Source organism: Streptomyces sp. Root1310 (genome assembly GCF_001426425.1).
GTDB lineage: Bacteria > Actinomycetota > Actinomycetes > Streptomycetales > Streptomycetaceae > Streptomyces.
In genome coordinates this window covers 1,981,234-1,992,806 of record NZ_LMEQ01000001.1, presented here as the reverse complement: position 1 = coordinate 1,992,806, position 11,573 = coordinate 1,981,234, and the positions used below count along the sequence as shown (strand labels likewise).

Annotated in this window: 9 protein-coding genes and 1 pseudogene; 8 read left to right on the top strand and 2 right to left on the bottom strand. The window is 73.3% G+C overall.

The features are described from left to right. Positions 1–85 precede the first annotated feature (85 nt). The 4 genes from ASD48_RS08605 to ASD48_RS08590 all read left to right on the top strand — a co-directional run bounded on the left by ASD48_RS08605 (position 86) and on the right by ASD48_RS08590 (position 4,410). Positions 86–1,282: an amidohydrolase family protein gene (locus tag ASD48_RS08605; protein ID WP_057600756.1), complete on the top strand. Its 1,197-nt coding sequence runs from the start codon at positions 86–88 to the stop codon at positions 1,280–1,282. Positions 1,283–1,319: 37 nt separating this feature from the next. Next, positions 1,320–2,453, top strand: a complete 1,134-nt coding sequence (locus ASD48_RS08600; RefSeq protein ID WP_057600755.1) for an acyl-CoA dehydrogenase — start codon at positions 1,320–1,322, stop codon at positions 2,451–2,453. Between the two features lie 8 nt (positions 2,454–2,461). Next, entirely contained in the window at positions 2,462–3,346 is an 885-nt protein-coding gene (locus ASD48_RS08595; protein ID WP_057601083.1) for an acyl-CoA dehydrogenase family protein, read from the top strand. A 551-nt stretch (positions 3,347–3,897) separates the two neighbouring features. Then, positions 3,898–4,410, top strand: coding sequence for an ATP-binding protein (locus tag ASD48_RS08590; RefSeq protein WP_057600754.1), 513 nt, complete (start codon positions 3,898–3,900; stop codon positions 4,408–4,410). Between the two features lie 540 nt (positions 4,411–4,950). Here ASD48_RS08590 and ASD48_RS08585 read toward each other — a convergent pair. Beyond that, the gene (locus tag ASD48_RS08585) at positions 4,951–5,877 is read right to left on the bottom strand and encodes a cyclase family protein (protein WP_057600753.1); all 927 of its coding nucleotides are present in this window, start codon (positions 5,875–5,877) and stop codon (positions 4,951–4,953) included. Between the two features lie 101 nt (positions 5,878–5,978). Here ASD48_RS08585 and ASD48_RS08580 point away from each other — a divergent pair, with 101 nt between their 5' ends. From ASD48_RS08580 to ASD48_RS08565, 4 genes and pseudogenes are all read left to right on the top strand, one after another. Then, a complete protein-coding gene (locus ASD48_RS08580; protein ID WP_057600752.1) occupies positions 5,979–6,893 on the top strand; it encodes an SDR family NAD(P)-dependent oxidoreductase in 915 nt (304 codons plus the stop codon). A gap of 102 nt (positions 6,894–6,995) precedes the next feature. Beyond that, positions 6,996–8,144, top strand: coding sequence for an acyl-CoA dehydrogenase family protein (locus ASD48_RS08575; RefSeq protein WP_057600751.1), 1,149 nt, complete (start codon positions 6,996–6,998; stop codon positions 8,142–8,144). Between the two features lie 32 nt (positions 8,145–8,176). Then, complete coding sequence (locus ASD48_RS08570) at positions 8,177–9,226, top strand: Zn-dependent alcohol dehydrogenase (RefSeq protein ID WP_057600750.1); 1,050 nt, start codon at positions 8,177–8,179, stop codon at positions 9,224–9,226. A 79-nt stretch (positions 9,227–9,305) separates the two neighbouring features. Then, a pseudogene (locus ASD48_RS08565) lies at positions 9,306–10,472 on the top strand (MFS transporter); the annotation flags it as partial. Between the two features lie 12 nt (positions 10,473–10,484). Here the strand turns inward: ASD48_RS08565 and ASD48_RS41635 are convergent. Further along, entirely contained in the window at positions 10,485–11,543 is a 1,059-nt protein-coding gene (locus ASD48_RS41635; protein WP_079073662.1) for a helix-turn-helix domain-containing protein, read from the bottom strand. Positions 11,544–11,573: the final 30 nt, after the last annotated feature.

The window sequence follows — 11,573 nt, the reverse complement described above, 5'->3', positions numbered from 1 at the left end:
TGATCTGACGGGTCATCAGATAACTCGGACGGCGCCGGAACACGTCCATCGGACGCCTGGCGTTCCGCCAGGCGGAGGGGAAGCCATGAGCACCGAACTGCCGCGCATCGTCAGCGTCGACGACCACGTGATCGAGCCCGCGCACCTCTTCGCGACCTGGCTGCCGCAGAGGTACCGGGACCGGGGGCCGCAGCCCCTCACCGCCGGGATCGGCGAGCTGGCCTACGTCGCCGGGAAGTACCAGATCACGATGGACCCGGACGGCCAGCCCACCGACTGGTGGATCTACGAGGACCTGAAGTTCCCGTACAAGCGCAACATCGCCGCCGTCGGCTTCGACCGGGACGAGATGACGCTGGAGGGCATCACCCGGGAGGAGATGCGGCGCGGCTGCTGGGACCCGAAGGCCCGGCTGGCGGACATGGACCTCAACCATGTCGAGGCCTCCCTCTGCTTCCCCTCCTTCCCCCGCTTCTGCGGACAGACCTTCGCCGAGGCGCACGACAAGGAGGTCGCGCTGGCCTGTGTGCGCGCCTACAACGACTGGATGGTCGAGGAGTGGTGCGGGGACAGCGGCGGCCGGCTGATCCCGCTCTGCCTGATCCCCCTGTGGGACATCGATCTGGCGGTCGCCGAGATCCGGCGCAACGCGGCCCGCGGGGTGCGCGCGGTGACCTTCTCCGAGATCCCCAGCCACCTCGGGCTGCCGTCGATCCACTCGGGCTACTGGGACCCGTTCTTCGCGGTGTGCGAGGAGACCGGCACGGTCGTCAACATGCACATCGGTTCGTCCTCGCAGATGCCGGCCGCCTCGCCGGACGCCCCGCCGGCCGTCCAGGCGTCCCTATCGTTCAACAACGCCATGGCCTCGATGATGGACTTCCTGTTCAGCGGGGTGCTGGTGAGGTTCCCGCACCTCAAACTCGCCTACTCCGAGGGCCAGATGGGCTGGATCCCGTACGCCCTGGAGCGGGCCGACGACGTCTGGGAGGAGCACCGCGCATGGGGCGGCGTCAGGGACCTCATCCCCGAGCCGCCGTCCACGTACTACTACCGGCAGATGTTCTGCTGCTTCTTCCGCGACAAGCACGGGGTCGCGTCCCTGGACGTGGTGGGGCGCGACAACGCGACCTTCGAGACCGACTACCCGCACGTCGACTCGACCTTCCCGCACACCAGGGAGGTCGCCCTCGACCACGTCAAGGGCCTCGACGACGAGACGGTCTACAAGCTCATGCGGGGCAACGCGATCCGCATGCTGGACCTGGACCTCGACAAGTAGCCGGCGCCGGGACCAGGGCAGGGGGGGGAGCAGGACCATGGACCTCGCGGACAGCCCCGAGGACGCGGAGTTCCGGGCCCGGCTGCGCGAGTGGCTCGGCAAGGCGCTGCCCGCGCTCCCGCCGAAGCCCTCCCCGGACGACTGGCCCGGCCGCCGCGCCTACGACCTCGGCTGGCAGCGGACGCTGTACGAGGCCGGGTACGCCGACGTCCACTGGCAGGCCTCGCCCGGCGTGCGCCTGATCTTCCTGGAGGAGACGGAGAAGGCGGGCGCGCCCTACGTCGGGGCCGGTTTCGTCGGACTGCTGCACGCCGGGCCGACGATCGCCGCCGAGGGCACGGCCGAACAGCGGGCCCGCTGGCTGCCGCCCATCCTGCGCGGCGAGGAGGTGTGGTGCCAGGGCTTCAGCGAGCCAGGCGCCGGGTCGGACCTCGCGGCGCTGCGCACGCGCGCGTGGCGCGACGGCGACGACTACGTGGTGAGCGGGTCCAAGATCTGGACCTCGCACGCGGAGGTCGCCGACTGGTGCGAACTGCTGGTCCGCACGGATCCGGAGGCGCCCAGGCACCGGGGCATCACCTGGCTGGCCATGCCCATGGACGCCCCCGGCATCACCGTACGGCCGCTGCGCACCCTCGCCGGATCCGCCGAGTTCGCCGAGGTGTTCCTCGACGAGGTGCGGGTGCCGGTCGCCCATCGGGTGGGCGAGGAGAACGACGGCTGGCGGGTGACGATGGTGACGCTGTCGTTCGAGCGCGGCACCGCGTTCGTGGGCGAGGTCGTCGCCTGCCGGCGCGTGCTGGGCGAACTCGCCGTGGAGGCACGGAGGAACGGCCGCTGGGACGATCCGGCCCTGCGGCGGCGGCTGGGCGCCCTCAACGCCGAGTTCCGGGCGCTCTGGCGGCTGACGCAGTGGAACGTGAGCGAGGCGGAGGCCAAGGGCGGTCTGCCGGGCGTGGGGGGTTCGGTTTTCAAACTGAGGTACTCGCAGGCCCGCCAGGAGCTGTACGACACGGCCGCCGACGTCCTGGGCGACGAGTCCCTCGACACCGACCGCCCCTGGGTCCACGACCGGCTCTCCTCCCTCTCGTACACCATCGCGGCGGGGACCTCGCAGATCCAGCGGAACATCGTGGCCGAACGGATCCTGGGCCTGCCGAAAGGACGGTGACCCCCGACATGCGTTTTCGACTGACGGAGGACCAGCGGGCGCTGCGGGACGGAGTACGGGGGCTGCTGGCGCGCCGCTTCGGCCGGGCGGCGCTGCGGGCCGCCGTGGACCGGCCGGGGTGGCTGGACCGGGCGCTGTGGCGGGAGCTGGGGGCGGCCGGTTTCTTCGCGCTGCGGCTGCCCGAGGCGGACGGCGGGGTCGGACTCGGGCTGCCCGAGACCGTTTTGGCGTTCGAGGAGGCGGGCCGGGCCCTGCTGCCGGGGCCGCTCGTGGCCACCCACCTCGCGGCGGGCCGGGTGCCCGGCGCGGCCGACGGGGAGACGGTCGTGGCGGCCGTGGACGGCGGCGGGCTGGTGGAGTGGCTGACCGAGGCGGACGTCGTGTGCGGGGAGGCCGGCGGTGCCGTGCCGCTGCGGTCGGTGGATCCGCTGACGCCGCTGCACCGCGTTCCGGGCGTCTCGGCGGCCGTGGATCCCGTCGCCGTGCTCCTCACCGCGGCCGAGCAGCTCGGCACGGCCACGCGCGCGTGCGAGCTCGCTGTGCAACACGCCCGGGCGCGCGAGCAGTTCGGGCAGCCGATCGGCGCCTTCCAGGCGGTCAAGCATCTGTGCGCGGAACTGCTGGTGCGGGTCGAGGTGGCCCGCGCGGCGGTCTACGCGGCCGCCGTCACCGCCGACCCGGCCGACATCGCGGCCGCCCGGCTGCTCGCCGACGAGGCCGCCGTACGCGGCGCGCGCGACTGTCTCCAGGTGCACGGCGGCATGGGCTTCACCTGGGAGGCGGACGTACATCTGCTGCTCAAGCGGGCCTGGCTGCGCACCCGGCGTGCGGGTGGCGGTACGGAGGGTGAGGAGCTGCTCGCGGCCGATCTGCTCTGCGGAGGGGGCCGTTAGGGGAGTCGGCCTGCGGTGACGGCGGGGGCGGCGCGTGGACGGCCGTACGGGTGTCGCGGATTGTGGCATACCGGAATCACGGAGCGTTGATATCGGGTTGTGTCCGATGCGTGACCCGTCACGGCCCGGAGTCGGCGGGCCTCTCCGGTACCTTCTGTGGGATGCGAGTGGTTCCGAGCATGAGCCATGCCGGCGGTGCCCCTGGGGCGGTGCCGGATCCGGCGGTGCGCGCCGCCGCTCGCAGGGCGGACGGGCCTCTGGGGCCCGCCTGTTCGACTCCCCGCAACGAGCGTCGCACAGTATGCCGCACGGGTACTCCTTCGCGCTGGAATATGCCCGAAGCGCTTGTTGAGGTGACTGTATGTCAACCAAGCTGTCTCGTAAGGGATTCACGTTCCGTCACCCTGCCTCTGGCTGTTGTTCTGGCCATGCAGAAAATGGCTACGATCGTGGCCCCCGTCGTCATGGTGCTCACGCGGCTCGCGTGGCTTGCGTGGCGCACGGCCATGTGTCCGCCGGTTCGGATGGTGTGAGCGGTGCAGGTGCTTCAAGTGCAGCTGGAGATCCGGCCCGACCCCGCTGAGGTGGGGCGCGCCCGCAGGTGGGCCCGTTCGCGCCTCGCCGGGTCCGGGATAGGGGACGAGGAGCCGCTCGCCGAGACGCTGATCCTGCTCGTCTCCGAACTGGTGACCAACGCCGTGGTGCACACCGGCTGTCCGGCCGTGCTGCGGCTGTCCCTGCCGGGCGGGACGGCCGAGCCGTCCACCGTCCGGCTGGAGGTGGCCGACAGCAGCGACCGGGCCCCCGTGCCCCGGTGTGCCGGGGACGAGGCGACCGGCGGCCGTGGGCTGGCCCTCGTCGACGGTCTCGCCGACCGGTGGGGCTGGAGCGTCGAGGGTGCGGGCAAGCGCATCTGGTGCGAACTGGACCGCTGCGCGGAACCCGGTGCGGTCGAGGCGGACCACGGGGGCGCGCGGGAGCGCCGGGGCGTCGAGGAACGCCGGGGCGCGGTCCCGGTGGAGCCCGAACCGGCTTACGGAGGCCTCGCGTACGAGGTCGTCTGAGCGGCGACCGGGCGGCGGCCGGGCTGCGACCGGGCTGCGGGTGACCGGCGGGGCGCCGACCGGTGACCGGCGGCGCGGCTGTCGGTGCGGGCGGCGGTGCGGGCGCACGGGTGCGGAACGCCCCGCGGCGGGCGGCTCGCGGTGCGCGGGCGCAGAAAGCGCTGTCGCGCATGGTCCGGGTCGGCATCGGTGCGCCCGGCTGTGCTTCCGTGCGCGCCCACCACAAAGGGGACGTAAGTAATAAATCTCTGTCCAGGTGTTGACGCGACGTGTCCGTTTGATCACGCTTGTGGTCAGCGATTCGCCGTGAGGGGACGACGAGGGCTTCGGTGACGGAGGCTCTCGCCGAGTGCGGGTCGTGATTCGGCGCCGGCTCCCTCAGGGCCGAGGGGAGTCGGTGGGGGTCCCTCCCGCTCGGGCGAAGCCGGGAGTGGGGGAGGGTGCGCCGGAGTCGGATGGCGGTGCGCGGTGCCGTGCTCGGGGCGGGCAGCCGCGCGCCGCCAGCCGACGCGAGGGGGGCACCTGTTCGTGCGCCGGGGCCTACAGGACGGCCACCGGCGCCACCGGCGTGCCCGTGCCGCCGACGAACGGCTCGGGCATCGCCGACAGCAGGAACGCGTAGCGGCCCGTTTGTCCACAGGCTGTGGACAACTCTTCGAGATTCCAGTTCTGGCCCTGGAGCATCCCCATCTCCACCAGGTCGAGCGCGTGCACCGGCAGCCACAGATCGTCGATCTCGGGCGGGAAGATCTCGAACGTGAGGGTGTCGTTGGCGACCGCCGCCACGTCGCGCGCGTGGAACCACTCCGGCGTGCGGACCGAGAGGCCCGGTGACGGATAGCCGTATCCCTGCTTGTCGCCGGCCAGGTAGAGCTGCACCTGCCCGGTCCGCACGAGGACGATGTCGCCGGCCCGCACGCGGGTGCCGGCCAACTCCTCGGCCGCCGCCAGGTCCTCCGGGGTGACCGCGTGCCCGCCGTCCAGCCGGTCGACGCCACGCGCGCGTGCCACGTCCAGGAGCACCCCGCGCGAGACGACGTGGCGTGCCTTGTCGATGCCGCTGAACTCGGCGCCGCCGTGCGGGGTGACGGTGCCCGCCGGCCGGCCGTTGTAGAGCTTCCCCGAGTGCGAGACATGGGTCAGCGCGTCCCAGTGGGTGCCCGCCTGGAGGCCCATGGTCACGGTGTCGTCGCTGCACGCCACCGTGCCCGGACCGAAGATCTCCTGGTTGATCTGCACCATGGCGTGCAGGGGGTTGATCCGTCCCGGGATCAGCCCGGTCTGCACGCCGTCCTCCCGCAGGGGCAGCGCGAGCGGGACGCGGCGGCCGGTGCGGACCTCGGCGACGGCCGCGCGGACGACGTCGTCGGTGATGAGGTTCAGGGTGCCGATCTCGTCGTCCGCCCCCCAGCGCCCCCAGTTGTTGACGCGCTTCGCGATCTCGTGGAACTCGACCGGCAGTGTCATTCCGTGCCTCCCCGGGGCTTGTCCCCGACCGACGGACGGGTCAATCTAGACCTCGCATTCAAATCTAACGGTCCGTCAGAAACTGCGGGAGGGGGCCGGACGTGGGGAACTTCCTGACCGGCAAGGTCGTCGCCGTCACCGGGGCGGGACGAGGCATCGGGCGGGCGGTTGCGCTCGCGGCGGCGACCGAGGGCGCGCGGGTCGTCGTCAACGACTACGGCGTCTCGGTGGACGGCGCCTCACCCACCAGCGAGGTCGCCGAGTCCGTCGTCAAGGAGATCGAGGCGGCGGGCGGGGACGCGGTCGCCGTCGCCGACGACGTCTCGACGATGGCCGGCGGACAACGGGTCGTCGACACCGCGCTGGCGTCGTACGGGCGGCTCGACGGAGTCGTCTGCGTGGCCGGGATCCTGCGGGAGCGGATGCTGTTCAACATGTCCGAGGAGGAGTGGGACCCGGTCGTCGCCACCCATCTCAAGGGCACGTTCACCGTGTTCCGGGCCGCGTCGGCGGTGATGCGCGCGCAGCGCTCCGGCACCCTGATCGGCTTCACCAGCGGCAACCACCAGGGCTCGGTCTCGCAGGCCAACTACAGCGCCGCCAAGGGCGGGATCATCTCGCTCGTGCGGAGCGCGGCGCTGGGTCTGCACAAGTACGGCGTGACCGCCAACGCGGTGGCCCCCGTGGCCCGTACCCGGATGTCCGCGGGCGTGCCCATGGAGTTGACGGAGATCGGTGAACCCGAGGACGTGGCCGCGTTCGTGGTGTATCTGCTCTCGGACCGTGCGCGGGAGGCGAGGGTCACCGGGCAGGTGTACACCGTCGCGGGGCCGAAGATCGCGGTGTGGGCGCAGCCCGCCGAACTGCGTTCGGCCTACGCGGAGGGCGGTTCCTGGACGCCGGAGCGGATCGCGGAGGTGCTGCCGGGGACCGTGGGGGTGGATCCGATGCCGATGCTCGCGCGGTTGGAGGAGATGGCCCGGGCCGCGCGGGAGGGGAGCCGGCCCAACGCCTGAGCGTGCTCCTGTCGTCCTTCGGGTGCGGGTCGTCTGCGGCCGGTCGCGCAGCGCCCCGCGCCCCCCGAGCCGGGCAGCTTGCCCGTGACGTGAGGCGGTGCCGTGGATTTCGGATCAAGTCCCCTGGACGAGGAGTTCCGGGCCGAGGCCCGGGCCTGGCTCGCCGAGCACGCCCCGCACGCCCGCGACCGCCGGGCCTGGGAAGGCGTCCTCGGCTCGGCCGGATGGATCGGGATCGGGTGGTCGGAGGGTGGGTACGGGAACCGGACCGGCAGTCTTGCCCAGCAGGTCGCCTGGGCTGAGGAGTACGCGCGGTCGGGGGCCCCGGCCCGGTCCGGGCACATCGGGGAGAACCTGCTCGCGCCGACCCTCCTCGCGCACGGCACGGCGGAGCAGAAGGCGCGCTTCCTGCCGCCGATCGCCGCCGGTGCCGAGCTCTGGTGCCAGGGGTACAGCGAGCCGGGCGCCGGGTCCGACCTGGCCGGGGTCCGTACGAGGGCCGAACTCGCCCCCGACGGACGGTCGTACCACGTCACCGGGCAGAAGATCTGGACCTCGCTCGCCCACGAGGCCGACTGGTGTTTCGTGCTCGCCCGCACCGACCCGGAGTCCAGGCGGCACCACGGACTGACCTTTCTCCTCGTCCCCATGGACCAGCCGGGCCGGATCGAGGTACGGCCCATCCGGCAGCTGACCGGCACCAGCGAGTTCAACGAGGTCTTCTTCGACGGGGCGCACGCGCGCGTGGAGCACGTCGTCGGCGCGCCGGGCGACGGCTGGCGGGTGGCGATGGGCCTCCTCGGCTTCGAACGCGGGGTGTCGACCCTCGCCCAGCAGATCGGCTTCGCCCAGGAGCTGGAACGGGTCGTGCGTACGGCGGTGCGCACGGGTGCGGCCGGAGACCCCGTCGTACGCGAGCGGCTGGTGCGGCTGTGGGCCGAGCTGCGGACCATGCGGTGGAACGCGTTGCGGACGCTCGGAGGGTCCGGCGGACCGGGCGCGCCCAGCGTGGCGAAGCTGCTGTGGGCCGGCTGGCATCAGCGGCTGGGGGAGGTGGCGGTGCAGGTGCGGGGGGCTGCGGCGAGCGTCGGTCCCGCGGACTGGTCGCCGTCCTCGCCGTACGAACTCGACGACGCGCAGCACCTGTTCCTGTTCTCCCGGGCCGACACCGTCTACGGCGGCTCGGACCAGATCCAGCGCACGATCATCGCCGAGCGGGTGCTCGGCCTGCCCAGGCAGCCCAAGGGATAGCGACGGCACAAGGACAGGACGGAAGTGACACGATGCGAGGCGTGGTGTTCGACGGGAAGCGGGCCGAGGTCGTCGACGATCTGGCCGTCCGCGATCCAGGGCCGGGTGAGGTGCTCGTCGCGATCTCGGCGGCCGGGCTGTGCCACAGCGACCTCTCGGTCGTCGACGGGACGATTCCCTTTCCGGCTCCCGTAGTTCTCGGCCACGAGGGCGCGGGGGTCGTCGAGGCGGTCGGCGCGGGGGTCGGCCATGTCGTACCCGGGGACCATGTCGCGCTGTCCACGCTCGCCAACTGCGGCACCTGCGCGCAGTGCGACCGCGGCCGGCCGACGATGTGCCGGCAGGCCATCGGGCGCCCGCGCAAGCCGTTCACGCGCGCGGGGGGCGCGGTGTACCAGTTCGCGTCCAACTCCGCCTTCGCCGAGCGCACGGTGGTGAAGGCCGTCCAGGCGGTCCGGATCCCGAAGGACATCCCGCTGACGTCCGCCGCGCTGATCGGGTGCGGGGTGCTGACCGGTGTCGGGGCCGTGCTCAACCGCGCGCGGGTCGGGCACGGGGAGAGCGTGGTCGTCATCGGGACGGGCGGGATCGGGCTGAACGTGGTGCAGGGAGCGCGGATCGCGGGCGCGTCGCGGATCGTCGCGGTCGACGCCAACCCGGCGAAGGAGGCGGTGGCCCGGCGGTTCGGCGCGACCGACTTCCTGACCTCGACGGACGCGGTACGGGACGTGCTGCCCACGGGCGCGGACCACGTCTTCGAGTGCGTCGGCCGCATCGAGCTGATCCGGCAGGCGATCGACCTGCTGGACCGGCACGGGCAGGCGGTGCTCCTCGGGGTGCCGCCGGCCACCGCCGAGGCGTCCTTCCTGGTCTCTTCGATGTACCTGGACAAGTCGATCCTGGGCTGCCGGTACGGCTCGTCGCGCCCGCAGCGGGACATCGCGCTGTACGCCGAGCTGTACCGGGCCGGGCGGCTGCTCCTCGACGAACTGGTGACGGACACCTACCCGGTGGAGGACTTCGCGAAGGCGGCCGCGGACGCGGAGGCGGGGAGGGTGGCGCGGGCGGTGCTCACGTTCTGACCGAGGCGGGGCCGAAGGCCCGGCCGGCCGCCCGGAAAACCCGTGGGGCGGTGCCGGTGCCGCCCCCTACGGTCCTTGCATGAGCTACCGCGACGTCGCCACCGGGCAGGTCCTGATCTGGTGCTGCACCGCAGTCGGCGCCCGTATGCCGGTCGCCATGGCGCCGCTGGCGCTGGTGTTCCTGGTGCGCGAGCGCCCCGGCGGCTACACGCTGGGCGCGATCCTCGCCGCGGCCTACGTCGTCGGGGAGATCGTGGGGGCCCCCGTCCTCGGCATGCGGCTGCGCCCCGAGCGCGTCCGGGTCCACCTGGCCGCCGGGCTGGCGGCCGGGGCCGTCGGATTCGCGGGGCTCGGGGCGTTCCCGGCCGCGCATCCGGCGGTCCTCGGCGGGTTCGCGGCCGTGGCCGGTGCCGCCCCGGCAGCCGCCACCGGTGGACTGCGCACGCTGCTCACCACGCTGGTTCCGGAGCGGGCCGCGGCCCAGGCGCTGTCCGTGGAGTCGATGCTGACGGCCGGGGTGTGGGCCGTCTCGCCTGCGGCGGTCGCCGGGCTGGCCCTCGGTGTCGCGCCGCGCGTCCCGTTGCTGCTCGCCGCCGCCCTGATGGCCTGGTCGGTCGCGGGCCTGTGGCTGCTCCCGGCGGCCTGGGGCGCGGACGGCACGGGCGGCCCGATGGGCGGGGACCGCGCGGGCGCGTCGCCGCTGCGCGTCCTGACCGCCGTCTGGCCGGTGTACGTGACCGGCGCGGCCAGCCTCACCCTGCTCGGGCTCGCCGAACTCGTCCTGCCCGCCCTGCTCGAACAGCGCGGCGTCGGCGTCGGCTGGTCCGGTCCGCTGCTGACCGGGATGGCGGTGGGCGGAGGGCTCGGCGCGTTCGCCTACGGTCTTCGGGTCTGGCCGGGACGGCTGCGCACCCGCAGCGTGGTGCTGATGGCGGGGACGTCGGTCTGTGTGACGGTCGCCGCGCTGACCCCGGACGCGGTGGGGATCGCGGGGGCGCTGGCCGTGGGAGGCGTCCTCCAGTCCGCCGCGATGCTCACCCGCAACCTGTCCCTGCGCGAGGCCCTGCCGCCGCGCGCCCTGGCCGCGGGCTACTCCGTCATGTACGCGGCCGCGGGCGCGGGGTACGCGGCGACGGGCTCTCTCGCCGGTGCCCTGCTGAAGGTGGTCGCCCCGTCGACGGCGGTCCTGGCCGGGGTCGGGGTGACCCTGCTCCTCACGGCCGTCGGCTGGTGGGGCGAGGTGCGGACCGCGCCAAGGTCACCGCAGGGCGGCGTCGACGACGCCGTGACCACCGCTCTCGCCGCTCCCGCCGCTCCCGCCGCTCCCGGGGCGGACGGTGCGGAAGGTCCGGCGATACGCGGTCGGCGTGACCCCGAGGGCCGCCTGTAGGTGCTGCCGCATCGACTGGGCGGTGCCGAAACCGGCGTCCCGGGCGATCCGGTCGACGGACCGGTCGCTGGACTCCAGCAGGTGCCTCGCCCGTTCGACCCGTTGCTGGGTGAGCCACTGGCCGGGGCTGATGCCGACCTCCTCGCGGAAGCGGCGGGTGAACGTCCGGACCGACATGGCCTCCTGCTCGGCCATGTCACGCAGCTGGATCGGCTCGTGGAGGCGGCCCAGCGCCCACGCGCGGGCGGCGGTCGTGGTCGCCTGCTGCGGGTCGGGCACGGGGCGCTCGATGTACTGCGCCTGGCCGCCGTCGCGGTGCGGCGGTACGACCGTACGGCGGGCCACCTCGTTGGCGACGGCGGCGCCGTGGTCGCGGCGCAGGAGATGGAGGCAGAGGTCGATCCCGGCGGCCACGCCGGCGGAGGTGAGGACGTCGCCGTCGTCGATGAACAGCACGTCCGCGTCGACCCGGATCTTCGGGAAGAGCCGCTGGAAGTGCTCGGCGTGCATCCAGTGCGTGGTGGCCGGACGGCCGTCCAGGCAGCCCGCGGCGGCGAGGACGTATCCGCCGGTGCAGATCGACACGAGGCGGGTGCCGGGGCGTACCCGGGCGAGGGCGGCGGCCAGTTCGGGGGTGAGCACACCCTCCTCGTAGACGGGACCCAGCTCGTAGGAGGTGGGGACGACGACGGTGTCGGCGGTGGCCAGCGCCTCGGGACCGTTGGCGACCAGGACGGCGTAGTCGGCGTCGGTCTCGACGGGGCCCGGAGGCCGGACGGAGCAGGTGACGACGTCGTACAGGCGGCGGCCCGCCGCGTCGCGCGCCTTGCCGAAGATGCGCTGCGGAATGCCCAACTCGAAGGGCATCAGCCCGTCGAGGGCGAGGACGACGACGCGATGGCGGGAGGGTGCGTACGGTTCGGCCATGGCCCGATCCTAGCGAATGCTGTCCCTCGG